Genomic DNA, 24767 nt, shown 5'->3' on the forward strand with positions numbered 1-24767 from the left:
CCGCCGGCTTCTGCGGCGGCGGAAGTGGCCGCCGCCCGTGAAACGGCGGGCGGCGCTGCCGCCAGAGGGCGGCCAGAGCTCCGCCGCTCTCCGGCAGGGTTCACCGATCTGGTTGCGATCGGTACATCTACCGGCGGCCCCAAGGCGCTGAAAGCGGTCTTGGAGAAAATTCCGGGCGACTTTCCGTCCCCCATCGTCATCGTGCAGCATATGCCGCCGAACTTCACCAAGTCGCTCGCTCAACGACTCAACAGCTTATGTGAATTGAACGTCGTTGAGGCTGAGGAAGGCCAGGAATTGCAGAGTGGTACGGCATACATTGCTCCGGGAGGTTTCCATCTGAACGTTGTGCCTGGTTCTGCGGGCGGTTACCGCGTCCATCTGACGAGAACCGAACCCTGCAACGGACATCGACCTTCGGTGGACGTCTTGTATGAATCGCTGCTCCCGCTGCAAGCGCTAAAACGTCATATCGTACTGCTAACCGGGATGGGCAGCGACGGGGCGAAAGCCATGAAGCGGCTGTATGACGCTGGCGTGACTTCCACCATTGCCGAGAGCGAAGAGACCTGCGTCGTATTCGGAATGCCGCGCTCGGCAATCGAACAGAAATGCGTCAGTCATGTATTACCGCTATACGAAATCGGCCCCAAGCTTGTACAAGTTGTGAAATAACGGAATCTCTTGGAGGAGGTGCCTCACCATGGACATGAATCAGTATCTATCCATGTTTATCGATGAGTCGAACGATCATTTGCAATCATTAAACGAAAAAATGCTGGAGCTGGAGAGCAACCCTGACGATATCAGCATCGTTCAGGTGATTTTCCGGTCGGCCCATACGCTGAAAGGCATGGCGGCGACAATGGGCTTCGAGGATTTGTCATCGCTCACGCACCAGATGGAAAACGTGCTTGACCTGGTCCGGAACGAAAAGCTGAAAATGCAGGAGTTTATTTTCGATACCCTGTTCAAGAGTCTGGATGCCTTGCAAATGATGGTGCAGGACATTACCCAAGGCGGCGAAGGGAAAGCAGACGTAAGCGAGATCGTCGCTTCGCTGCAATCGATCGTGCGCGGGGACTTCGCAGGAGGCGGAAGCTCCGCTGCGAGCAAGCCAGCAGCGACGGGGACAGCTGCTTCCGGCCCATCGGCCATCCAGCTGGATCAATATCAATTCTCCGTATTGGAGCAGTCCATTACGGAAGGACATAAAGTGATGTACATCGATGTGGCGATTCGGGAAGATTGCCAATTGAAGGCAGCACGCGCTTACCTCGTCTTCGACCTCCTGGAAAGATACGGGGAAATCGTGAAATCTTCGCCATCCGTTCAAGATATCGAGCAAGAAAAATTCGAACGCAGCTTCTCTCTTTATTACATAACGCAAAAAGAGGCTGCCGAGATCCAAAGCATGATCCTAAATCTGTCGGAAATCGATTCCGCCCAGGTTGCCCCGCTGGACCATGAGACCTTGGCGCAGCTCACTTCCGGTGTGAAGGAGACGGCCGCGACTGCGGAGGCCGCAGCCCCTGCGCCTACCCCTTCTCCAAGCAAAGAGGCACCAGCCAAACCGACTGCGTCTGCTGAGGCGAAGAATAATGCCCGCCCTGCAGGGGGATCCTCAGCTCCTTCCCGGACGATCCGGGTCGATATCGATCGCCTGGACGTACTGATGAACCTGCTGAGTGAGTTGTTGATTGACCGTGCTCGATTAGAGCAGCTAGCCGACGAAGTGAAACGCGGCGATTTGACGGAAACGGTCGAGCATATGAGTCGTGTCGGCAGCGATTTGCAGAACATCGTATTGAAACTGCGGATGGTGCCGGTCGATACCGTGTTCAACCGCTTCCCGCGGATGGTTCGCGATTTGGCAAAATCGCTCGACAAGAAGATCGACCTTCAGATCGTTGGTGCGGAAACGGAGATGGATCGCACGGTCATCGACGAGATCGGCGATCCCTTGGTGCATTTACTTCGGAATGCGGTGGACCACGGGGTGGAATCTACGGAAGAACGAATTGCAGCAGGTAAGTCGGAAACCGGAACGGTTCAGCTTCGCGCTTTCCACAGCGGCAATCACGTGTTTATCGAAATCGAAGATGACGGACACGGCATCGATCGTAGCAAGGTTCTGCAAAAAGCGCTCAAAAATGGCGTTGTGAAAGAAAGCGAAGCCGCCTCGATGACGGATGAGCAGGTGTTTATGTTGTTGTTCGCTCCGGGATTTAGTACGGCGGAGGTCATCTCCGATATTTCCGGTCGTGGCGTTGGACTTGACGTCGTCAAATCCAAAATCGAATCCTTAAGCGGTGTCGTTTCTGTCGAATCGAAGTTAGGCTCAGGTACGAAGTTCTCGGTTCAACTCCCGCTGACCTTATCGATCATTTCGGCGATGCTGATCAAGGTTGGGACAGAAAAATATGCGATTCCGTTGTCCTCGATCGTCGAAACCGGCTTAATCCGACGCGACCAAGTTCGGGAAGTTCACGGCTATACGATGGTGGCTTATCGCGATACGCATATTCCTTTGATGTCGCTCGCCAAGTTGTTTGACATTCCAGGCTTCTCCGAGAACGACGAAGAGGAAACGGAAATCGTCGTCATTCGCAAAGGCGATCGGTTGGCTGCCTTAACGGTAGAAGATTTCATCGGTCAAAGCGAAATCGTTATTAAGAATCTCGGTAAGTACCTGCCATCGGTGCAAGGGGTTGCCGGAGCAACGATTTTGGGCGACGGCCAAGTTGCACTCATCATCGATCCGAATGCTTTCATTAAATAAGGCCAGTTTTACACTCTAAGGAGGGTTTCCACATGGGAGAGGAATTGAAAGTCATCGTATTTAAATTGGGTCATGAGGAATACGGTATCGACGTGGACAAGGTCCAAACGATTGAGCGCATGATGCCGATTACTCGCGTTCCCAAAACGTATGCGTTCGTCAAAGGGGTTATCAATTTGCGCGGCGTGGTTATTCCGGTGATCGACTTGCGCGGCCGGTTCGGACTTCCGGAGGCTGAATACAGCGATCAAACCCGGATTATTATCGTAGCGGCAAACGAGATGGAAGTGGGATTCATCGTGGATTCCGCCAATGACGTTATCGATCTGGATTCCGATCTGATCGACTCCCCACCGGATGTAGTCGGGGGCATCAAAGCCAAATATCTTCATGGGGTTGCCCGTATTTCCGAGGAACGCCTGCTCGTCATGTTGAATCTATCGGAAGTCTTAAGCCGGAAGGAAATCATTCAATTGGAAAGCTTAGAGGGCTAAACCGTGGATTTGTTCAAAGGGTTTGAAGACTTCAAAATGGACATTTTAAAGGAAGTAGGCAATATCGGAGCGGGAAACGCCGCTACCGCGCTGTCCAAGCTATTGGACAAGCCGATCGATATGGCCGTTCCCAAGGTCCAAATGCTACCGTTTGAAGCGATTGCGGATCGCGTCGGCGGTGCGGAGAACCTGGTGCTGGCGGTGTTCTTTCGCGTGGAAGGTGACGCGCCAGGCAATCTGTTCTTCATCCTAAGCCCAGAAGCGGCGAAGAAGCTGCTGCATCGTTTGGCCGGCATCACCGTGGAGAACGAAGAAACCTTCTCGGAGATGGAGTGGTCGGCGCTGTCGGAAATCGGGAATATTTTGGCCGGGTCGTATTTGTCTTCGCTGGCCGATTTCACTTCCTTGTCGATGTCGCCTACCGTTCCTGCCCTGGCCCTAGATATGGCGGGCGCAATCTTAAGTTACGGACTCCTGCAGTTTGGTGAAATGGGAGATTCCGCCCTGCTGATTGATACCACATTCATCGAAGGTCATCATGAGGTGGAGGGCCAGTTCTTCCTCATTCCTGATCCGGATTCATTCGCTAAAATCTTTGCTGCACTTGGGGTACCGATTGATCATGATCAATGAGCAATATATCGTTAAGGTAGGCATGGCCGAGTTGAATGTCATTACTCAGCAGGGACTGATACGAACAACCGGCCTAGGCTCTTGTGTAGGGCTGACTTTGTTTGACCCGCAGCTCAAGGTTGCCGGTCTTGCACATGTGATGCTGCCTTCCTCAGATATCGCCCGGGAAGGGGCGTTGAATATCGCTAAATATGCGGACACCGCAATTCCGGCGCTTTACCGGAAGTTGCTGGAGCTCGGTGCGGCGCCTGGCCGGCTCGTCGCTAAAATGGCCGGCGGTTCACAAATGTTTACCTTTGCCAGCAGCGGCGACTCGATGAGAATCGGTCCGCGAAATGTAGAATCTTGCAAGCAACAGCTGTCCGAGCTAAGCATCCCGTTGCTATCGGAAGATACGGGCGGCAATTATGGCCGAACCATCGAATTGGACAGCATGACGGGGATCTTATATGTGCGAAGTGTACAAATGGGGATAAAGGAATTGTAGCCATGCCAGGAAAATTGAGATATTACTTGTTGTCGGGCTTTATCGGATTTCTGATCACGTTTGCCGTTTCGGCGGGGAATAATTTGTTCATGACCAGCTTTATCCGGGGTCTCATTTCGTTTGCCGTCTGGTTTCTGCTTGCGTTTGCGGCAAGCTGGATGCTGGGTTTCCTGAAGGAAATGCCGGGAGATTATGCTCCGGTTCGCGAGGCAGGTTTGGTAGCCGAAGAGGGCATAGGCGGGAATCTCGACTTGTTGACACCTGATGAAAGTGAGCAGCTGGGCGATCTGTTAAAGCCTGCTCCGGCCGCTTCGGATGAGGAAATGCCATTTGCGCCACTGAATCCGCCAAAATTAGTAAAGACACCTGACGACAAAGATCCTGAAGAGCTGGTTAAGATCGTTCGTCACCTGACAGAACAATAAGGAGGGTGAAGGCAATTGAACGAGCGGAAGACATCCACTCTGAATCATGCCGACCTTTGGGAAAGTTGGAAAGAGCACGGCGATTTAGAGGCCAAGAAACAACTTATCGAGAAATATCTGTCAATTGTCGACTACGTTTCAGGACGTCTCGCTGTCGGCTTGCCCAAAAACGTATCCAAGGACGATCTCGCCAGTAACGGTGTCATGGGATTGATCGATGCGGTCGAAAAGTTTGATTACAAACGAGGACTTCAATTCGAAACCTATGCCTCTTGGCGGGTTCGGGGCGCAATTTTGGATGGCCTGCGGCAAGGGGACTGGGTTCCCCGATCCGTGAGAGAGAAAGCCAAGAAAATCGAAGAGGGATACCAGCATTTGGAACAGCAATATCTCCGCTCTGTCACTGATACCGAGATGAGTTCCTATTTAAATATCAGCGAGAAGGAATTTCAAAGCATGCTCCAAGATGTTGCCGTCATGACGCTTTGTTCCCTAGAGGATCCGATACGTGAAGAAGAATCGGAGACTCGTCTTACTTTACTCGTTGACGAAAAAGCAAAAAACCCGGATTATAAAGTCAGGGAGTTTTATCTGCGTGATTCCCTCGCGAAAGGGATCGAGAAATTGACCGAGAAAGAACGTACGGTCGTCTCCCTGTTGTATTACGAGGATTTATCCCTGAGCGAAATCGCCGAGGTCATGTCTTTATCACCCTCGCGGATTTCGCAGCTGCATTCCAAGGCGATATTGCGCCTGCGCGGCAGCTTGGAGAAGCAACGCGATCTGTTGATGCGTGAAGACTGACGGGTTATTTTTAAGCGAGTGTATGATGGAGGGAGGAACGGCTTCGTGGAGCTTCTGGATGATTTAAAGCAGATCCTGAGCGTGACGCTGAACGATGATAAGACGGTGGCCTATTTGCAGTTTTTAAAGAAGGAAGATGATTTTGCCTGTACGGCGGATGCGCTGCTTCAATTCCTGAAAAGCGAGGGTTTGAAGTTTGGAATTCAAGAGGATATCGTTAAGCGCTTTGCGGCGAATCCAAAAGAGTACTTTTTTAGCAAAACCCCGATCGCCATGGGTCAAGAACCGATTCACGGGGAGAACGGCTTTATCCGTCACGCGATTTCTCTGGATGATGACAATCAGCATCGACCGGTAGAATCCGAAGACGGTAAAGTGGATTTGAAGGATGTCACGCGGCTCAATAATATCCGTAAAGGACAACTGATCGCGGAGCTTGTGCCTCCTGTTCCGGGCCGCCCCGGCACGGCCGTGACGGGTGAACCGATCCCTTGCCGTGAAGGCAAAGAAGCCCGGTTCAAAATTGGTAAGAACGTCGTGTTGAACCCTGAACAAGTCGCGATGTATGCCGCAATTGACGGATTGGTGACGCGAACAGAGAAAGGCAAGCTGAATGTGTTCCCGGTGTATGAAATTAACGGGGACGTGGATTACAGTATCGGCAATATTGATTTCGTAGGAACGGTCGTTGTCCGCGGGAATGTGCTGACGGGTTTTCGTATCAGCGCTGCCGGGGACATTCGCGTCGTTGGCGGGGTTGAGGGGGCTGAATTGATCGCGGACGGTTCCATCGAGATTACCGGAGGCATTATCGGTTACAACAAAGGTCTGATCAAAGCGGGACATAACATTAAGAGCTCGTTCATCCAGGACGGTAACGTCCAAGCGGGTGAAGATGTGATCGTTTCACAGAGCATTATGCACTCCAATATCCGCGCTGGACGTGACGTGATCTGCAGCGGAGCTAAAGGCTTGATCGTTGGAGGAAACATACAGGCAGGCGAGAAGGTGGTCGCGCGGATCATCGGCAACCCGATGTCAACAACAACCTCGATCGAAGTAGGGGCTTTGCCGGAGCTGCGGGGCGAGTTGCAGGAACTTCGCCAACAGGTGAAGGATCAGCTTGCTAATTTGGACAAGACGGAGAAGGCGCTTACTTTGCTGGATCAGCTCGCTTCTATGGGGAAATTGACCCCGGATAAGGTAGAGATGCGGTCAAAGCTTAATATGACCAAGAAATCCAATATGCAGGAATTGAACCTGATGAAGGAGCGAATGCTCTCGATTGAAAAGGCTCTCGAGGATACCGGCAAAGCTCGGGTTGACGTCCTTAAAATGATTTACGGCGGTTCAAAAATCGTCATCGGGAGATATACCAAGTATATTAAGGAGCCCATCTCGCGAATGTCCTTTTATTTTAGCGAAGGGGATATTTCCATGTCGGCTTACATCTAGTAGCGGCACTCATAGGAACGATATTCGAATTATCCATTCCCTTCGTTTTTAAATGAGGTGATCCCATGAATATGAAATCCGTGGAAATGCAAATCGCGGTCCCTCGGACCAGTGAGGCGGGACGTGTTCAGCATGATCAGCAGCATCGACCTCTTCTCGACCAAAGTCTGTTATCGGCTCAAGCCTTAAAGGACAGCGAGATAGAGCGCCGGCGAAGTGCCGGCGTGGATGAGAGCGCCCATAATACGACCGTAAGGCGGGAAGGAAATGGTTCTTTCGCGCGGGAACAGGAACACGGAGGCTCCGGGGACAAGTCGGATGAGCAAGGACAGGAGCATAAAGCGGAACACCCTTATAAGGGCCGGCACATCGACCTGTCTTTATAGAAGAGATCACATCAACGCAAAAGGTGAGGATTACATTGTCATTTGGAGAGCCTTGGTTTTACATCGTATTGCTTGGAGCGGCGGCACTTGTCTATGCCCTGCTGCTTCCGGGGCGTCAATCTGCGGCACCTAAAGCGGATATGGCCAGAGAGCTGGAAGCCACTTTGGAGCAGTACATGGCGGAAATCGAAAATGAAAACCAAGAATTGATCGATATGGTCGCACAGATGAAGCAGGATTTCGTCTCGAAGCAGTTGGCCGGGCAGGAGCAAATCGCTGAGCTTCGACGTCGTCTGGGCGATACAGAAGCTTCCGCAAAGCAAGCCGAAACGCGACTTGCTCTCCTGGAAAGTGCCATGGAGAAGTCGGCCGTCGTTACTGACTTGGTGCCAGGGGGGACAACTCACGCGTTACCCGGCATGTTGCCACAGCTTGAAACTGCGGCTACCGTGACGTCCGAAAGCCTGCCCATATTTGAGTCGCCATTGCCGGAGGAAGCGGAGCCGCCGCAAGAACAGGTTAGGGATCGGTATCCCGAGCTGTTCGAGCTATATGGCAAGGGGAAATCGATCGATATGATCGCCAAAACGATGGGTCTTCAACGCGGTGAGGTTCAGCTGATTTTGCAGTTGGCCAAGAAGGAGGAGTCCCGATGATGAAGAACCGCCAGTTTATGCTAGGATTGGGGTGCGGACTCATCGCAGGAGCTTTGCTTCTCCAATTGATGTTGATTGGGCAAGGCAACAACAAAGAACTCTATACGAGAGAGCAGATTGAACGCGCTGCGGTGCTAGCGGGTTTAAAGGTCGTGGAAGTGGATCAAGAGCTCTTAACGGAAGAGGAATGGCAGGAGCGATCCGGTCAAGCATCGGATATGTCTGAGAACGGGACCGGGAATTCTCCGGTTACGCCGGTCGATCCAACGAAGCCTAATTCGCCAACGGCTCCCAATACTCCAAACGATCCTGGAGCCAGCGATGGACAAGCCTTGTCCGGCGCTAAGACTGGAGAAACGAGCCAACCCGTGGACCCGGAATCGCCTCAGCCGGCGACGGTGGAATACAAGATCGTCGGAGGCACGACGTTGGAAGGCGTAGCGCAAGGATTGGAGCAGGCTGGGGTCATCGCGGACAAGAGCGCGTTTTTGAAGACGGCCGTATCCAAGAAGATCAACTATAAGGTTCGAGCGGGTACGTATCGTTTTCAAGTTGGCGAGGACTTCGATTCCATCATTTCAAAGATCTCCCCGAAGGCTTCCGGGAGCTAAGGAATAATATATAGAGAGGCACCTAGCGTGCCTTTTTCTTTTGCCGTCAATTTACGCCAAACTTCGGTTGCATCCCCTTTTTACTTATGGTATAGTAATTGACGGTGTTATAACGCACGCGGGATGATTTCGCCAAGGGTGCTCGCTCTAACGAGGGAGTCTTGGCGGGAAATGAAACCTGCGGAGGAAGCATCAAAAAAACCAAACTTAGGAGGTGCGTGAAGATGGCAGTAATCTCCATGAAACAACTGCTTGAAGCAGGCGTTCACTTCGGTCACCAGACTCGTCGCTGGAACCCGAAAATGGATCGTTATATCTTCACTGAAAGAAACGGTATTTATATCATTGACCTGCAAAAGACGGTCAAGAAAGTGGAAGAAGCTTATAACTTCGTTAAGAGCGTAGCAGAAGAGAATGGTACGATTCTGTTCGTAGGCACGAAGAAACAAGCTCAAGACTCCGTGAAAGAAGAAGCAGAACGCGCGGGTCAATTCTACATCAACCAACGTTGGTTGGGCGGTACGCTGACCAACTTCCAAACGATTCAAAAACGGATCGACCGTTTGAAGAAGCTGGAAGCTTGGGAAGAAGACGGAACGTTCACCGTATTGCCGAAGAAAGAGGTTATCATTCTTCGCAAAGAGAAAGATCGTCTTGAGAAGTTCCTTGGCGGGATTAAGAACATGAAGGGCTTGCCTAGCGCTCTGTTCGTTATCGATCCTCGCAAAGAACGCATCGCGGTTGCCGAAGCCCGCAAATTGGGTATCCCAATTGTAGGTATCGTCGACACGAACTGCGATCCGGACGAAATCGACTATGTCATCCCAGGTAACGACGACGCGATTCGCGCGGTTAAACTGTTGACTGGTAAGATGGCTGATGCTGTGATCGAAGCTCATCAAGGCGAGCAAACGACGGCTTAATTGCAATAGCTTAGGCTAAATCGATAAATTAAATGAAAAGGGTGGTTGGTAGGTGTCAAACCTCTCACTACCCTTTTTTTAAAGTGAAGAAGACGGTATAAAATCGGCTGGCCCATAAGATGTTATTACATATGCGGATGGTTTTATATCTTTAGTTTGAAGGGGAAAACCCCTATATATCGATATGGAGGGAATTAAACATGGCTGTTGATGCAAAATCGGTTAAAGAACTACGTGAAAAAACCGGCGCGGGGATGCTGGATTGTAAAAAGGCGCTGGAAGAATCAAACGGCGATATGACGAAAGCAATTGAATTTTTGCGTGAAAAAGGACTTGCTGCCGCTGCTAATAAAGCGGGCCGTATCGCAACGGAAGGCGTAGTTGAATCTTATATCCACGCAGGGGGCCGCATCGGCGTTCTCGTTGAGATCAACAGTGAAACGGACTTTGTAGCCAAGAACGAACAATTCAAGGAGTTTGCTCGCGACGTTGCGATGCATATCGCGGCTATGAGCCCACGTTACGTACGTCGGGAAGAGGTTCCTCAAGAGGAAATCGAGAAAGAAAAGGAAATCTTGAAAGCTCAAGCCTTGAATGAAGGCAAGCCGGAAAAGATCGTCGAAAAAATGGTCGAAGGCCGTATCGGCAAGTACTACGAAGAGTTCTGTTTGTTGGAACAACCTTTCGTTAAAGACCCGGACAAAACGATCGCTCAGCTGTTGAATGAAAAAATCAGCACGATCGGTGAAAATATCACCATCCGTCGTTTCGCTCGTTATGAACTCGGCGAAGGCTTGGAGAAAAAGGTGGACAACTTCGTAGAAGAAGTGATGTCCCAAGTGAACAAATAAGCAAACCATCTCACATACATGTGAAGGAAAGTTGGAACACGCCGTGTTCCTTCTTTTTTAACCCGCGAATGAGTTCAATGTGGAGGTATACATTTGGAACAGCCAGTGTTTAAACGAGTTGTCTTAAAGGTCAGCGGAGAGTCGTTATCCGGTCAAAACGGTTACGGCATCGACGCCGAGACGATCGCATCCATCGCCGAGCAGGTGAAGGAAGTGGTAGAGCTGGGCGTGCAGGTGGCCATCGTTTGCGGCGGCGGCAACATTTGGCGCGGGATTGCCGGCAGTGCCAAAGGCATTGATCGTGCTACCGCGGACTATATGGGGATGCTTGCCACGGTGATGAATTCCCTGGCTTTGCAGGATGCGCTCGAGCAAATCGAGGTACCGACCCGAGTGCAAACTTCGATCGCGATGCAGCAAATCGCCGAACCGTACATCCGTCGCCGGGCGATTCGCCATTTGGAGAAAGGTCGGGTCGTGATTTTTGCGGCCGGCACGGGCAATCCGTTCTTTTCCACCGATACAACGGCAGCTCTTCGCGCCGCTGAAATCGAAGCGGAAGTTATCTTGATGGCGAAGAATAAAGTCGATGGCGTCTATTCCGCCGATCCGTTTGTTGATCCAAACGCGGTGAAGTATGAATCCCTCACTTATTTGGAAGTACTGAATAAAAACCTGGGTGTCATGGACTCGACAGCTTCCTCGCTGTGTATGGACAATGATATCCCGTTGATTGTTTTTGCCATTACGGAACAAGGGAACATTAAGCGCGTCGTTCTCGGTGAGAAAATCGGGACGATCGTCAAAGGGAGTGTAGATTAATGCCGCAAACGATTAAGAAACATGCCGAAGACCGTATGGACAAAGCGATCCAGGCCTTGAAGAGAGACCTGGCGACGCTGCGTGCCGGAAGAGCTACGCCTTCGCTGCTTGATCGGGTTCAGGTTGATTACTATGGTTCGCCGACACCGATCAACCAATTGGCTAATATTAACACGCCGGATTCTCGGACGTTGATGATCCAACCTTGGGACAAATCGTCGCTATCGGAGATCGAGCGGGCGATTCAGAAATCCGATCTCGGTTTAACCCCGGCGAACGATGGTACGATGATTCGCTTGTCGATCCCAGCCTTGACCGAAGAACGTCGGGTAGAACTCGTGAAGATGACGAAGAAATTCGGTGAAGAAGCGAAGGTTGCCATCCGCAACATCCGCCGCGACGCGAACGATGACATCAAGAAGCTGGAGAAAACCGATATTTCCGAGGATGAATCGCGCCGACATCAAGAAGATATTCAGAAAACGACGGATAAGTTTATCGCGGAAGTGGATAAGGTCCTCGCTGCGAAAGAAAAAGAGATCATGGAAGTTTAAGAGACAAAAAGCGGCCCCTCCTATTACGGTGGGGTTTTGTCTCTTTTTCATCATCGGCTGGAGGAAAAGGAATGATCAAGTTATTTCAACCCTGGCGGAAAAAGAAGAATCCTGGGGCATCCGTCAGCCTGTCCCCGGACAATATCCCGAAACACGTCGCTATTATTATGGACGGTAACGGAAGATGGGCACGCAGGCTGGGTTTGCCGCGAATTGTCGGTCATCGATCGGGGATGAAAGCCGTCAAGCGGGCCACGATTGCGGCGGACGAACTTGGCATTTCCATTTTGACCCTGTATGCTTTCTCGACGGAAAACTGGAAACGGCCGAAGGATGAAGTGGATTATCTGATGTCGCTCCCGCAGGAGTTTCTGGCGATCGAACTGGAAGAGTTGATCGAAAAAAATGTCCAGGTTCGCATGATGGGACATACGGATGAACTGCCCAAGCACACGATTGCCGCCATGGAGGAAGCGATTGAGCGGACGAAACAGAATACCGGCTTGATCTTAAATTTTGCTTTGAATTATGGCAGCCGCCGCGAGATAACGGAAAGTGTAAAGGATATAGCCCGGGCTGTTCAATCTGGTGAGCTGTCGGTGGAGGATATAACGACGGACACGATTGAATCCCGATTGCTTTCAGCTGGCTTGCCTGAACCCGACTTGCTGATTCGCACGAGCGGAGAACTGCGATTAAGTAATTTCATGCTCTGGCAAACGGCCTATAGCGAGTTATGGTTTACGGATATCTTGTGGCCGGATTTTGGCAAGTATCATTTGGTTGAAGCGGTAGCAGAGTATCAGCGCCGCACGCGGCGATACGGCGGATTAACCTAGCGATGGAAGGTGTAGACTGGTGAAACAGCGGTTGATTACGGGCATCATCGCCGGCGGCTTTTTCCTCGGAATGTGCTGGTTGGGCGGAACCCTCTACCATGTACTTATTTTGCTTATGGCTCTAATCGGATATTACGAATTTGTGCGAATGACCCGCATCCCGGCGTTCCAAGGTCCCGCTATCCTAGGTTACTTAGGCGTAATCTATCTTGCGTTTCCGTGGCGGCTGTTCGACATCGCTAGACCGCTCGGCGACTCCGCGGTGTTGTGGTTATTTATGCTACTCTTCTTGGCCGTTACGGTCATTAGCAAAAATGAGATGCCGATCGGTCAGGTTGCTCTGCTGTATTTAGGCATGGTTTACGTCGGCATCGGATTTGCGGCGATTGCGGAAACGCGTAATACCGCTGACGGTCACGGCTTGTTCTGGACGTTTCTGATGCTGGCGGCGATATGGAGCAGTGATGCGGGAGCTTATTTTACCGGTCGGCGCTTCGGTAAGCATAAGCTGTGGCCCGCAATCAGCCCGAACAAAACCGTGGAGGGGGCGCTGGGCGGCGTCTTGCTGGCCGTCATTGTTGCTGTGATCTTCGCGTTTGCTTCCGGCGGATTGCTAACGGTCGGACGAGCCGTGCTACTCGGGATATCCGCTGCAGTGGTCGGTCAATTTGGCGATCTGATTCAGTCGGCTTACAAACGCGTCTATGGGATTAAGGATTCGGGTAAGCTGCTGCCCGGCCATGGCGGGATTCTGGACCGGTGCGACAGTTGGATTGCGGTGTTCCCGTTCATACATATCCTAACCCTCCTCCCTTAACAAGGTAGATTTAAAATCGGCTTCCCATCACGAGGTGGATTCGGTGATGCAGACTCGGCGTCGAATCTTGTACTCAGCCGGGCCTTCCGCTGCTCACGTAGCTTCCAGCTACGCTGCGCTGCTCAGTCCCTAGCTTCATTCAACCTTCTCGGTGCTGAAAACCCGATTTTAAATCTTTATTGAAGAGGTAGATTAATAATCGGCTTCCCACCACGAGGTGGATTCGGTGATGCGGATTCGGCGTCGAATCTTGAACTCAGCCGGACCTTCCGCGGCTCAGATTCTCTTTTGCAGGTCTAACGGACTCCAGAGACCTTATTGGTGTGGCAAAGAAGGGTTTTGGAAGCTAACGGACCTGAGAGACCTTATTAGGGCCGAAGGCATCTAGTTGGCTGACTATTACTCTGAATAACGACTCTGGAGTCCGTTACAGCGGGAAATAGTCGGGAAATAGATCAATAACGGCGATACAGTCCGTTTGCAGGTTTATGGATATATTTAGATCTCTTTGAATCTCTGTGAACACGAGGTGCAACATGAAGAAAATAGCGTTGATCGGATCGACGGGTTCCATAGGTACGCAAACGCTAGATGTGATCCGGGCTTATCCCGAGGAATTCCGGCTGGAAGGTTTGGCAGCCGGCACCAACATCGAGTTGTTTGCTCGGCAGGTCCATGAGTTTCGACCCCGCAAAGCATCTGTGGCCACCAAGGAATTGGCTGATCGGATCCGTCCGCAGCTCCCAGAGGGTGTCGAGCTACACTATGGCGATCAGGGGCTGATTGAAGTTGCGGCGGGAACCGATGCCGATACGGTGGTGACGGCCATTGTCGGCAGCGCGGGGTTGCCTGCAACGTTGGCGGCCATCGAGGAAGGCAAGCATATTGCGTTGGCGAACAAGGAAACGCTGGTAACGGCCGGGCACTTGGTAACGGAACTGGCCCGGCGCAAAGGCGTCGCATTGCTACCTGTCGATAGCGAGCATTCCGCCATTTTTCAGTGTTTGAACGGCGAACACCCTGAAGAAGTAAGGCAAATAACGTTGACTGCTTCCGGCGGTTCGTTCCGCGATCTGACGCGAGAGCAACTGCGGGACGTCACAGTAGAGGACGCCTTAAAACATCCCAACTGGGCAATGGGTGCCAAAATCACTATCGATTCTGCCACGATGGTCAACAAAGGATTGGAAGTGATCGAAGCCCATTGGCTGTTCGGTCTTCCTTTTGAGCAAATCGGGGTTCTGTTGCACCCGGAAAGCATCATCCACTCCTTCGTTGAGTATCGTGACGGCAGCGTGATCGCCCAGCTCGGAACGCCCGATATGCGCGTACCGATCCAATATGCGTTGACCTATCCGCATCGCTGGACTTCCGCAGCGAAACGGTTGTCGCTGGCCGAGATCGGGAAGTTGCATTTTCGCGAGATGGACTTTGACCGGTTCCCTTGTTTAAGACTAGCCTTCGAGTGTGGTAAAATAGGAGGTACGGCAACCAGCGTTTATAATGCCGCGAATGAAGCGGCGGTCGCCCGATTTTTGAAGGGAGAAATTCCTTTCTTGCAGATCGAGACCATTATTGAAACGGCCTTAGCCAAACATGAAGTGCAGGCCCGCCCGGATCTGGAGGCGATTCGCGAGGCCGATCGCTGGGCACGAGCCTTGGCCGAGACGCTGTAAATCGGAAGAGCCAAGCTTGCTTCGTTGCATCGCTCCGTGATCAATAGCGTCAGCTAATCAGCGCGTAGTTTCACTTCGTGATCAAATGCTGAGGGTGGCGGTATTCTCTTGTGCCTGATCGGAGAATATATTAATCTAAAGTAACGTTGGACGATCCGTGGCCAGAAGGGGGATGCTTACGCTTGGAATTGCTGAAAATCATATTTTTAACGGTGCTCATGTTTTTCGTCATCGTTACAGTGCATGAATGGGGACATTACTTCTTTGCGAAGCGTGCCGGGATTTTGGTACGGGAATTTGCCATCGGGTTTGGCCCCAAGCTGCTGTCTTTCAAACGGGACGAGACCCAGTTCACTTTGCGTTTGCTACCTTTCGGCGGATATGCACGCATGGCGGGCGAGGATCCGGAGTTGATCCAGATTTCGGACGGACAAACCATCGCTTTGCGACTAGAGAACGATCAGGTCCGGAAGATTTATCTGGACCGATTGGATAGCCGGAAGAACGTGATCCGGGGCGAGGTACAGCATATCGACCTCGAAGACGATCTTGCGGTACGCTTGGACGTGGATGGCGAAACGTTAACCTACGAAGTGCATCCGCAGGCTATGATGGTGACGAAAGGCAAAGAGACGCAAATCGCGCCACGAGACCGGCAGTATGGAAGCAAAACCGTGGGACAGCGTGCCTTATCGATTTTTGCGGGTCCGCTGATGAACTTTATCCTGGCGTTCGTATTGTTTGCCCTGCATATTCAAATGGCGGGAATCCCGCTCGATCAACCCAGCCACCTGCAAATCGGCGAGGTGATGAAAGGGATGCCGGCCGAGGAAGTAGGGCTCCAAACCGGCGATATCGTCGAAACGATCAACGGAACTCCGGTGGGAACCGATGCGAATAAAATGATCGAAATGATTCAAGCTTCGAAAAACAAACCGATGACATGGGCGATCAAACGTGGCGAAGAAACGTTGAATCTGACGATCACTCCGAAAGGGGCAGAGAACGAAGACGGCAAAATCGGGAGTACGATTGTCACCGTGTTCCCGACGCGCAGCGCTTCCTTTGGCGAGACGTTCCAAGTCGCTGGAGAGGATATGGTCAACACGACCAAGGCGATTTTCCTCGGCTTCCAGCAGTTGATCAATCGCTTCAACATGGACGATTTGGGAGGCCCGGTTCGGACGTTTGAGGTTACCGGCCAAATCGCGAAGCAAGGGATCGTGCAATTGACGTATTGGGCAGCGATTTTGAGCCTTTATCTGGGGATTTTCAACCTGTTGCCGATTCCGGCGCTGGACGGAAGCCGACTTATATTCTTGGGGGTTGAGGCCCTGCGCGGCAAACCGATTGATCCAAACCGCGAAGGCATGGTGCATTTCATCGGTTTTGCGATGCTGTTCCTGCTGATGATCGCGGTCACGTATAATGATATTTTGCGTTTGATTCATGGCTGATCCTGGTAGGAGTGGCTTTGATCGACGCGTTGGAACATTAAACTTGTGGTTTTAACGGGAGGACAAAGGTTCTTATGGCAAACGAGGAGAAACAATTCGTCACGGAGATTACCCCGCAGGGAGTGGATTTTTCCCGCTGGTACATCGACGTCATCAAAAAAGCGGATCTCATGGATTACTCGCCGGTCCGCGGCTGTATCGTATTTAAGCCGGACGGCTACGAGATCTGGGAGCATATTCAGGCCGAGTTGGACCGCCGCTTTAAGGAAACGGGCCACCGTAACGCCTATTTCCCGCTGTTTATTCCGGAAAGCTTCTTCCAGAAGGAGAAAGAACATGTCGAGGGTTTCAACCCGGAACTGCCTTGGGTAACGGAAGCTGCCGGCGAGAAGCTGGAGGAGCGCCTGGCGATCCGTCCGACGTCGGAGACGATGATTGGGCATATGTACGAAAAATGGATCCAGTCCTATCGTGATCTGCCGGTGCTGATTAACCAGTGGGCAAACGTGGTCCGTTGGGAGAAACGTACGCTGCCATTCCTTCGCACGAGCGAATTCCTATGGCAGGAAGGCCATACCGCGCATGAAAATGAGCAGGAAGCGCGCGAAGAAACGATGCGGATGCTGGAAACTTACCGCGATTTCGTGGAAAACTACTTGGCGATTCCGGTCATCGTTGGCCAAAAAACACCATCCGAGAAATTTGCCGGAGCCGTCGATACCTACTCCATCGAAGCGATGATGAAGGATGGACGAGCCGTCCAAGCAGGGACTTCCCACTATCTCGGAACCAACTTTGCTACGGCGTTTGATATTCAATATTTGAACCGCGAAAACGTTCGCGAATATGTTCACACGACCTCTTGGGGCGTCAGCACCCGGTTGATCGGTTCACTGATCATGGTTCACGGGGATGACCGCGGATTGGCACTGCCGCCGAAGGTTGCACCGAAGCAAGTCATGATCATTCCGATCGGCCCGCCAAAAACATGGGAAGCGGTCGTAGGTCGTGCGGACGAACTGTTCGCCGAGCTGAAGAAAGCCGGTATTCGCGTCGGCATCGACGATCGTTCCGATTTCCGCCCAGGCTGGAAGTTTAACGAATACGAGATGCGCGGCGTTCCGGTTCGTCTGGAGATCGGGCCTCGGGATATGGAGAACGGCGTTTGCGTACTCGTCTCTCGTATCAGTGGCGAGAAGAAGGTCATCCAGCAGGACCGTTTGGTCGAAGAGGTTCAGGCTATGTTGGAACAGGTTCATCAGGAAATGTACGAACGGGCCAAAGCGTTCCGTGAAGAGCATTTCTACAGCGTCGACACGCTGGATGAAATGAAGGCGAGCATTGAAGAGAAACGCGGCTTTACTTTAGCCGGTTGGTGCGGTTCGGAGGCTTGCGAACGCCAGGTAAAAGAAGAGACGGGAGCGACTAGCCGCAATATCCCGTTCCATCCACAAACGGTAAAAGGCACTTGTCTCGTTTGCGGGGAAGAAGCGAAACATACCGTCGTTTTTGCCAGAGCCTATTAAGAAGAACTTTCGCGTTATTGTCCCGCTAGAGTTCCGGGGAACTAGGGATGCGAGGCGAACGGTACAACCACAAGAGGGCTTTCGGCAGTCAGCGCCTGCAGGCTTTTTACGCCGCTGGCCAATTGCTGGAGGCCCTTTTTTTCGATTCATGGGAATAAGTCAGCTAGCAAGGTGAGGGGAGAGGACATGACCGAGACGCAAGACAAGAGAAACCGGCTGGAGCTGTTGATGAAGCAGGCAGACGTACCCGCTTCACTGATCGACCCGTATTTTCTTGACGGGCATATCGAAAAGGTGGAGGTCAGCCGCAGCAATCGGGAATGGAGAATCACCATTCAGAAGGACACATTGGTTCCGGCCCAGGCCTATCGTACATTTTGCCTGCGTGTGAGAGAACGGATGGAGCATATTGCGATCATTACTTTCGAATTTCACTACGGAGCCAATCTGTCTGCCAATGACATCGTCGGCGAATATTGGTCGCTATTTCTCGAATGGGTGAAACGCCAAATCCCATCGGTAAACGGTTGGATGGCCCGAGCCGGGTTTGACGTGGACGGAGACATGGTGACGGTGACGCTGGGGGACGCCATGGCGCTGGAATTGGCCCGCAAGAAACAAATCGATAAAGCGATCACCGCTTATTACGAAACGTATTTTGCCCTGCCGTTAAGGGTCAAGCTGCAAACCGGCGAACCTGACGTCGAAGCGTTTGAAGAGTTCCAACAACGGATTGTAGAGGAAGAACGCGAGGTCATTCAACAGATGATGGAGAGCGTCGCGGTCGAAGCTCCTCCGGAAGAAGTTGAAGGAGAAGTCATCAAGCTGCAGCTCGGAAACGACATCAAGGAGCAGCCCGTTCCGATTCAGCAAGTTCAAGACGAAGAGAAGAAAATTACGATTCAAGGAACGATCTTTGGCCTGGACCGCAAGGAGTTGCGGAACGGCAACACGTTATTTGTGTTTTTCTTAACCGATTTCTCCGATTCCCTTCAGCTGAAATTGTTCGCCAAGAATAAAGAAGATTTGAAGGTCATGGGCCAGCTCGCTAACGGCAAGTGGATCAAAGCGAGGGGCAAAGTAGAAATGGATCGCTTTATGCCGGTACCCGAGTTAGTGATGATCCCGTCGGATCTATGCGAAGTATCTGCGCCGCCGGGACGCAAGGACAATGCTCCAGAGAAACGCGTCGAGTTCCATCTGCATACGTCCATGAGCACGATGGACGCCGTAACGCCAATTGGCGATTATGTGAAGATGGCTGCCAAGTGGGGGCATAAGGCGATTGCCGTAACGGATCACGGCGGCGTGCAAAGCTATCCGGATGCGGCGAAGGCAGCGAAGAAAAACGGCATCAAAATGATCTATGGCGTCGAAGCCAATGTGGTAAACGACAATGTCGCAGTCGTGCTGAACCCGCGAGGGGATGATCTGAAGACGGCGACCTACATCGTATTTGACATCGAGACCACCGGCTTATCGGTAACGCAGAACAAAATCATCGAAATTGCGGCCGTGAAGATGCAGGAAGGCAAGGAGATCGATCGCTATGCGACCTTTGTCAATCCGCATGAACGGATACCCTACCATATCCAACAACTGACGAATATTAACGACGATATGGTGAAGGACGCACCCGATGTGGAGCCGGTGTTGAAACGGTTCGTCGAGTTTGCGGGGGACTCGATTCTGGTCGCTCATAACGCCCGGTTTGACTATGATTTCGTTAATGCCAAGCTGAAGGAACTGGGGCTTCCGATCATGGAAAATCCAGTGCTGGATACGCTGGAGTTAGCCCGGATGCTATTCCCTTCCATGAAGAATCACCGGCTGAATACGTTGGCCGCCAAATATAAAGTTTCGCTGGAGAACCATCACCGGGCGATCGATGATACATTGGCGCTTGGCGAGATTTTGAACGGTCTGTTGGAAGACGCTGCCAAAATCGAAGGGTATAAATCCCTAGATCGTCTGAACGACAAGGTGGGGAAGGACTTGTCTAATTCCCGTCCGTTCCACTGCGGGATATATGCGTTGAATCAGGTCGGTAAGAAAAACCTGTTTAAGCTCATTTCGATGTCGCATACCGAATATTTCAAGCGGGTACCGTGCATCCCGAAATCTAAGCTGGTGGAGATGCGCGAGGGACTATTGATCCTGTCCGGCTGTGAGAAGGGCGAGTTTTTCGAGGCCGTGTTGAACAAGTCGGTTGAGGAAGCGGAAACGGTCGCTGAATTTTATGACGTGCTTGAAATCCAGCCGCTTACGATGTACATGCATTTGGTGGAAAAAGGGTTGGTCGGCAGCACAGCAGAACTCGAAACGGCCATCCGCAAAGTTGTCGAGATTGGCATGAAGCTGGATAGACCGGTTGTCGCTACTGGAAACGTGCATTACCTGGATCCGAAAGACAAGCTGTACCGCGACATTACGATACATGGGATCACCGGCTTCAGTCCATTAAAAGATATTCGCAAGCCGGACGCGCATTTCCGGACGACGGAAGAGATGTTGGAGGAGTTCGCTTTTCTCGGGAAGGAGAAAGCTTTCGAGGTGGTCGTGACTAACACGGCGGCGCTAGCCGACAGGTTTGAAGAGCTGGAGTTGTTCCCGGACAAGCTGTTTACCCCGATTATCGAAGGGGCGGACGATGAAATTCGCCGAACCTGCTACGATACGGCCAAATCGGTTTACGGCGAGGATTTGCCGGAAGTGATCATTAAACGGTTGGAGAAGGAATTGGAGCCGATCATCAAATATGGGTTCTCGGCCAACTATCTGATCTCCGAGCGGCTGGTGAAAAAGTCGAACCAAGACGGTTATCTCGTCGGCTCCCGGGGGTCGGTTGGTTCGTCAGTGGTCGCACTATTCCTTGGCATTTCCGAGGTGAATCCGTTGCCGGCCCACTATATTTGCTTAAACCACGAATGCAAATACAGCGAGTGGTTCCTGGACGGCAGCGTGCCCAGCGGCTTTGACCTTCCCGACAAGAGCTGCCCGAAATGCGGCGGCAAGCTGAAGGGCGAAGGCCAGGACATCCCGTTTGAGACGTTCCTGGGCTTTAAAGGCGATAAAGTACCGGATATTGACCTTAACTTCTCCGGCGAATATCAGCCGGTGGCCCACAATTACACCAAAGTGCTATTCGGGGAGAAGAATGTTTTCCGCGCGGGTACCATTGGTACGGTTGCGGAGAAAACGGCATTCGGATTCGCCAAGAAATACGAAGAGGAACATAACAAGAGTTGGCGCGGAGCGGAATTGAACCGCTTGGCGACGGGGTGTACCGGCGTTAAGCGCAGTACCGGTCAGCATCCCGGCGGGATTGTTGTCGTTCCGGATTACATCGAAGTCGAGGACATCACTCCGGTGCAATATCCGGCCGATGATACGGGGGCGGAGTGGAAAACAACCCATTTCGATTACCACGCCTTTGACGCCAACCTATTGAAGCTCGATATTCTAGGGCACGACGATCCGACGATGATGCGGATGCTGCAGGATTTAACCGGAATTGATCCGCAAACGATCCCGATGAACGATCCGAAAGTCATGAGCATGTTCAACTCGACGGAATCGCTCGGAGTTGCGCCGGAACAGATCCGCACACCGGTCGCGACCTATGGCATTCCGGAAATGGGAACGAAATTCGTTCGTCAGATGCTGGTTGAATCGCAGCCTTCTTCTTTTGCGGACTTGCTGCAAATTTCCGGTCTATCACACGGAACTGGGGTATGGCTTGGGAACGCGCAGGAGCTGATCAAGAACGGAACCTGCAACATCAAAACCGTAATTGGTTGTCGGGACGATATTATGTTGTTCCTGATCTATAAAGCGGGGATGGATGCAGGATTGGCCTTTAAAATTACGGAGAGCGTTCGTAAGGGGAAAGGGCTGACACCGGAATGGATCGAGGAAATGAAGAAATGCAAAGTGCCGCAATGGTACATCGACTCTTGCCTGAAGATCCAATACATGTTCCCGAAGGCCCATGCCGCCGCATACGTTATTTCCGCGGTGCGGACCGCTTATTTCAAACTGTATCACCCGATCGAATATTATGCGACGTATTTCTCGGTCCGCGGCGAGGACTTCGATATCGAGCTGTATTGTCAAGGGTATGAAGCGATTTATCGCAAAATCGAAGAGATCGAGCAGAAGGGTTTCCAGGCATTGCCGAAAGAGAAAAATATGTTGCCAATCCTGGAGATGGCGCTCGAAATGACGGCTCGCGGCTTCCATTTCAAACCGATCGACCTGTATCGCTCGGACGCTACCAAATTCATCGTGGACGGCGATTCGTTGATTCCTCCTTTCTCGGCGCTTGCCGGCATCGGGGAGAATGCGGCTAAAAATATCGCCGCCGCGAAGGAGCAAGGCGAGTTTCTCTCGATCGAGGACTTCCAGCAGAAATCCAAAGCGAGCAAAACGATCGTCGAGCTTCTGAATTCCATGGGCTGCTTCCGCGGCTTGCCGGAAAGCAACCAGCTGTCATTATTTTAATTATAAGATTCGACGCCGGATATACTCCTGGCCTCCCCTTCGTGATCGAAAGATGGCTCTTTAAACAACGACTACAAGCAAGGTTTAAAAAGACAGGTTTGGAGCACCGAGAAGGTTGGAAGAAACTAGGGACTGAGTAGCGGAACGTACGCATTGGGTACGTGAGCAACGGAAGGCCCGGTTGAATCCAAGATTCGACGCCGGATATACTCCTGGCCTCCCCTTCGTGATCGAAAGATGGCTTTTTAAACAACCTTACACAGTAAAGGTGTTTTACTTGTCACTTGGTATGTACTATGTTATAATTTTTTTGGCAATCATGAAGATAGAACCGTTGTTAAAGAGTGGGGAAACCCACTCTTTAATCTTTGGTATATAGGATTGAATTATTGGAGGTAATGTACGCTTGAGCACACCAAAGATCAAAGCGACCGTCGAGCAAATGGTCACGCCTTATTTGGAGGAGAACGGCTTTGAACTGGTTGACGTGGAATACGTCAAGGAGGGAAGTAACTGGTTCCTCCGCGTATTCGTCGACAAAGACGGCGGCATCGATATCGATGACTGCGGCCGGATCAGCGAATACCTTAGCGAGAAGCTCGACGAGAACGATCCGATTCCGTCGGCTTATTTTCTAGAAGTGTCTTCGCCGGGAGCGGAACGTCCCCTGAAGAAAGCCGAGGATGTATCCAAGGCGGTCGGCAAAGACGTATTTGTTACTACATACGAACCGGTAGACGGCCTGAAAGAATTTCAAGGCCGACTTCTTTCCTTCGAGGACGGCGAATTGGTCGTCGAAGTCGGTAAGAAGGGTCACGCCATTCCATATAACAAAGTAGCCAGCGCAAGATTGGCCATTATTTTCTAGAGGTAGTTCAAAAAGTCACCTGACTTTTTGAATTTTACTTCTAGTGTGACCTACGGGAATCATGAAAGGGGGAACTCGAGGCAAATGAGCATGGATTTTATCGAAGCCTTGAATGAATTGGAAAGGGACAAAGGGATCAGCAAGGATATCTTGTTCGAAGCGATCGAAGCGGCGCTGATTTCAAGCTACAAGCGAAACTTTAATACGGCGCAAAACGTGCGTGTGGATATGAATCGCCATACCGGCGCGATTAAGGTGTACGCCCGCAAACTCGTAGTTGAGGAGGTCCTCGATCCGCGCACGGAAATTTCGCTGCCTGCGGCACGCGAGATTAATCCCAACTATCATCTTGACGACATTACCGAAATCGAGGTAACTCCTCGCGACTTCGGCCGGATTGCGGCACAAACCGCCAAACAGGTCGTCACGCAGCGCATTCGCGAAGCGGAACGCGGACTTATCTATAATGCGTTCGTAGAGAAGGAAGAGGATATTGTAACCGGGATCGTGCAGCGTCAGGATCTGCGCAACATTTACGTTGATCTCGGCAAGATCGAAGCCCATTTACCGTTGAATGAATTGATGCCTAACGAGAAGTTCAAGCACGGCGATCGGATTAAAGCGTACATTACCAAGGTGGAAAACACGACGAAAGGACCGCAAATTTTGCTGTCCCGTACGCATCCGGGCTTACTGAAGCGGTTGTTCGAGCTGGAGGTTCCGGAAATTTTCGACGGTGTGGTAGAGATTCGTTCCGTGGCTCGCGAAGCCGGCTTCCGTTCCAAGATTGCGGTATTCTCGCGCAATAGCGAAGTCGATCCTGTGGGCTCTTGCGTTGGACCCAAAGGCACACGCGTACAAACAATCGTGAATGAACTTCGCGGTGAGAAGATTGACATCGTTCGTTACTCGGAGAGCGTCGAGGAGTATGTTGCGAATGCGCTGAGCCCATCCAAAGTGCTCGAAGTTCAGGTGTTTGAGGCGGAGAAAATGGCTCGCGTCATTGTGCCGGATTACCAGCTGTCGCTGGCGATTGGCATTAAAGGACAAAACGCTCGCCTTGCAGCCAAATTGACCGGTTGGAAAATCGACATTAAGAGCGAAACCCAAGCGGAAGAGGAATTCGGCAGAGAAAAAACCGATCTAGGCGAATTGCCTCAGGATTCCATCTCCGTGGACTAATCGGGGGGTGGCAAGG

23 protein-coding genes are annotated in these 24767 nt (G+C 51.7%); all 23 read left to right on the forward strand.

Translation table 11 applies throughout. The features are described 5' to 3' along the window. Window positions 1-675: CheB methylesterase domain-containing protein (locus tag IM700_RS15630; RefSeq protein ID WP_204801174.1), on the forward strand; the 675-nt coding region annotated here is incomplete at its 5' end. A 28-nt stretch (window positions 676-703) separates the two neighbouring features. After that, entirely contained in the window at window positions 704-2782 is a 2079-nt protein-coding gene (locus IM700_RS15635) for a chemotaxis protein CheA (RefSeq protein ID WP_193415225.1), read from the forward strand. Window positions 2783-2814: 32 nt separating this feature from the next. Then, window positions 2815-3276: a chemotaxis protein CheW gene (locus IM700_RS15640; protein ID WP_155608034.1), complete on the forward strand. Its 462-nt coding sequence runs from the start codon at window positions 2815-2817 to the stop codon at window positions 3274-3276. 36 nt (window positions 3277-3312) lie between these two features. Next, complete coding sequence (locus IM700_RS15645; RefSeq protein ID WP_155608046.1) at window positions 3313-3909, forward strand: chemotaxis protein CheC; 597 nt, start codon at window positions 3313-3315, stop codon at window positions 3907-3909. Further along, the gene (locus IM700_RS15650; RefSeq protein WP_155608033.1) at window positions 3899-4396 is read left to right on the forward strand and encodes a chemotaxis protein CheD; all 498 of its coding nucleotides are present in this window, start codon (window positions 3899-3901) and stop codon (window positions 4394-4396) included. The genes IM700_RS15645 and IM700_RS15650 overlap by 11 nt, the downstream gene beginning before the upstream one ends. 2 nt (window positions 4397-4398) lie before the next feature. Continuing rightward, window positions 4399-4821: a hypothetical protein gene (locus IM700_RS15655; protein ID WP_155608032.1), complete on the forward strand. Its 423-nt coding sequence runs from the start codon at window positions 4399-4401 to the stop codon at window positions 4819-4821. 15 nt (window positions 4822-4836) lie between these two features. Beyond that, window positions 4837-5625 (forward strand): FliA/WhiG family RNA polymerase sigma factor, encoded by a 789-nt coding sequence (locus IM700_RS15660; RefSeq protein WP_155608031.1) that lies wholly within the window; start codon window positions 4837-4839, stop codon window positions 5623-5625. Window positions 5626-5670: 45 nt separating this feature from the next. Further along, complete coding sequence (locus IM700_RS15665; protein WP_193415227.1) at window positions 5671-7080, forward strand: DUF342 domain-containing protein; 1410 nt, start codon at window positions 5671-5673, stop codon at window positions 7078-7080. A gap of 65 nt (window positions 7081-7145) precedes the next feature. Beyond that, on the forward strand, window positions 7146-7466 hold the full coding sequence (locus IM700_RS15670) for a hypothetical protein (RefSeq protein ID WP_155608030.1): 321 nt from the start codon (window positions 7146-7148) through the stop codon (window positions 7464-7466). Window positions 7467-7501: 35 nt separating this feature from the next. Next, the gene (locus IM700_RS15675) at window positions 7502-8122 is read left to right on the forward strand and encodes a hypothetical protein (RefSeq protein WP_193415228.1); all 621 of its coding nucleotides are present in this window, start codon (window positions 7502-7504) and stop codon (window positions 8120-8122) included. Next, complete coding sequence (locus IM700_RS15680; RefSeq protein ID WP_193415229.1) at window positions 8119-8733, forward strand: MltG/YceG/YrrL family protein; 615 nt, start codon at window positions 8119-8121, stop codon at window positions 8731-8733. Before IM700_RS15675 ends, IM700_RS15680 begins: the two co-directional genes overlap by 4 nt. A 224-nt stretch (window positions 8734-8957) precedes the next feature. Next, the gene (rpsB, locus tag IM700_RS15685) at window positions 8958-9656 is read left to right on the forward strand and encodes a 30S ribosomal protein S2 (protein WP_155608027.1); all 699 of its coding nucleotides are present in this window, start codon (window positions 8958-8960) and stop codon (window positions 9654-9656) included. A 200-nt stretch (window positions 9657-9856) separates the two neighbouring features. Next, the gene (gene tsf / locus IM700_RS15690) at window positions 9857-10507 is read left to right on the forward strand and encodes a translation elongation factor Ts (protein WP_155608026.1); all 651 of its coding nucleotides are present in this window, start codon (window positions 9857-9859) and stop codon (window positions 10505-10507) included. A gap of 93 nt (window positions 10508-10600) precedes the next feature. Further along, window positions 10601-11329: a UMP kinase gene (gene pyrH / locus IM700_RS15695; RefSeq protein WP_155608025.1), complete on the forward strand. Its 729-nt coding sequence runs from the start codon at window positions 10601-10603 to the stop codon at window positions 11327-11329. Next, entirely contained in the window at window positions 11329-11883 is a 555-nt protein-coding gene (frr, locus tag IM700_RS15700; protein ID WP_155608024.1) for a ribosome recycling factor, read from the forward strand. Before pyrH ends, frr begins: the two co-directional genes overlap by 1 nt. Before the next feature lie 71 nt (window positions 11884-11954). Beyond that, complete coding sequence (locus IM700_RS15705) at window positions 11955-12722, forward strand: isoprenyl transferase (protein WP_193415230.1); 768 nt, start codon at window positions 11955-11957, stop codon at window positions 12720-12722. 19 nt (window positions 12723-12741) lie between these two features. Then, window positions 12742-13539: a phosphatidate cytidylyltransferase gene (locus IM700_RS15710; RefSeq protein ID WP_193415231.1), complete on the forward strand. Its 798-nt coding sequence runs from the start codon at window positions 12742-12744 to the stop codon at window positions 13537-13539. A 536-nt stretch (window positions 13540-14075) separates the two neighbouring features. Beyond that, window positions 14076-15215: a 1-deoxy-D-xylulose-5-phosphate reductoisomerase gene (locus IM700_RS15715; protein ID WP_155608021.1), complete on the forward strand. Its 1140-nt coding sequence runs from the start codon at window positions 14076-14078 to the stop codon at window positions 15213-15215. A gap of 182 nt (window positions 15216-15397) precedes the next feature. Further along, window positions 15398-16672: an RIP metalloprotease RseP gene (gene rseP / locus IM700_RS15720; RefSeq protein ID WP_155608020.1), complete on the forward strand. Its 1275-nt coding sequence runs from the start codon at window positions 15398-15400 to the stop codon at window positions 16670-16672. Between the two features lie 74 nt (window positions 16673-16746). Beyond that, window positions 16747-18198, forward strand: a complete 1452-nt coding sequence (proS, locus tag IM700_RS15725; protein ID WP_155608019.1) for a proline--tRNA ligase — start codon at window positions 16747-16749, stop codon at window positions 18196-18198. Between the two features lie 186 nt (window positions 18199-18384). Next, a complete protein-coding gene (locus IM700_RS15730) occupies window positions 18385-22701 on the forward strand; it encodes a PolC-type DNA polymerase III (RefSeq protein WP_193415232.1) in 4317 nt (1438 codons plus the stop codon). Between the two features lie 406 nt (window positions 22702-23107). Continuing rightward, complete coding sequence (rimP, locus tag IM700_RS15735) at window positions 23108-23569, forward strand: ribosome maturation factor RimP (RefSeq protein ID WP_193415233.1); 462 nt, start codon at window positions 23108-23110, stop codon at window positions 23567-23569. A gap of 84 nt (window positions 23570-23653) precedes the next feature. Continuing rightward, the gene (nusA, locus tag IM700_RS15740; protein WP_155608016.1) at window positions 23654-24751 is read left to right on the forward strand and encodes a transcription termination factor NusA; all 1098 of its coding nucleotides are present in this window, start codon (window positions 23654-23656) and stop codon (window positions 24749-24751) included. Window positions 24752-24767 lie beyond the last annotated feature (16 nt).

The organism is Paenibacillus rhizolycopersici (assembly GCF_014947195.2).
In the GTDB taxonomy this organism is placed as follows: domain Bacteria; phylum Bacillota; class Bacilli; order Paenibacillales; family Paenibacillaceae; genus Fontibacillus; species Fontibacillus rhizolycopersici.

Coding starts and splice junctions, on each gene's coding strand:
- IM700_RS15635 (WP_193415225.1), top strand. CDS start 704: ATGGACATGAATCAGTATCTATCCATGTTTATCGATGAGTCGAACGAT.
- IM700_RS15640 (WP_155608034.1), top strand. CDS start 2,815: ATGGGAGAGGAATTGAAAGTCATCGTATTTAAATTGGGTCATGAGGAA.
- IM700_RS15645 (WP_155608046.1), top strand. CDS start 3,313: ATGGACATTTTAAAGGAAGTAGGCAATATCGGAGCGGGAAACGCCGCT.
- IM700_RS15650 (WP_155608033.1), top strand. CDS start 3,899: ATGATCAATGAGCAATATATCGTTAAGGTAGGCATGGCCGAGTTGAAT.
- IM700_RS15655 (WP_155608032.1), top strand. CDS start 4,399: ATGCCAGGAAAATTGAGATATTACTTGTTGTCGGGCTTTATCGGATTT.
- IM700_RS15670 (WP_155608030.1), top strand. CDS start 7,146: ATGAATATGAAATCCGTGGAAATGCAAATCGCGGTCCCTCGGACCAGT.
- IM700_RS15680 (WP_193415229.1), top strand. CDS start 8,119: ATGATGAAGAACCGCCAGTTTATGCTAGGATTGGGGTGCGGACTCATC.
- rpsB (WP_155608027.1), top strand. CDS start 8,958: ATGGCAGTAATCTCCATGAAACAACTGCTTGAAGCAGGCGTTCACTTC.
- tsf (WP_155608026.1), top strand. CDS start 9,857: ATGGCTGTTGATGCAAAATCGGTTAAAGAACTACGTGAAAAAACCGGC.
- frr (WP_155608024.1), top strand. CDS start 11,329: ATGCCGCAAACGATTAAGAAACATGCCGAAGACCGTATGGACAAAGCG.
- IM700_RS15705 (WP_193415230.1), top strand. CDS start 11,955: ATGATCAAGTTATTTCAACCCTGGCGGAAAAAGAAGAATCCTGGGGCA.
- IM700_RS15715 (WP_155608021.1), top strand. CDS start 14,076: ATGAAGAAAATAGCGTTGATCGGATCGACGGGTTCCATAGGTACGCAA.
- proS (WP_155608019.1), top strand. CDS start 16,747: ATGGCAAACGAGGAGAAACAATTCGTCACGGAGATTACCCCGCAGGGA.
- IM700_RS15730 (WP_193415232.1), top strand. CDS start 18,385: ATGACCGAGACGCAAGACAAGAGAAACCGGCTGGAGCTGTTGATGAAG.
- nusA (WP_155608016.1), top strand. CDS start 23,654: ATGAGCATGGATTTTATCGAAGCCTTGAATGAATTGGAAAGGGACAAA.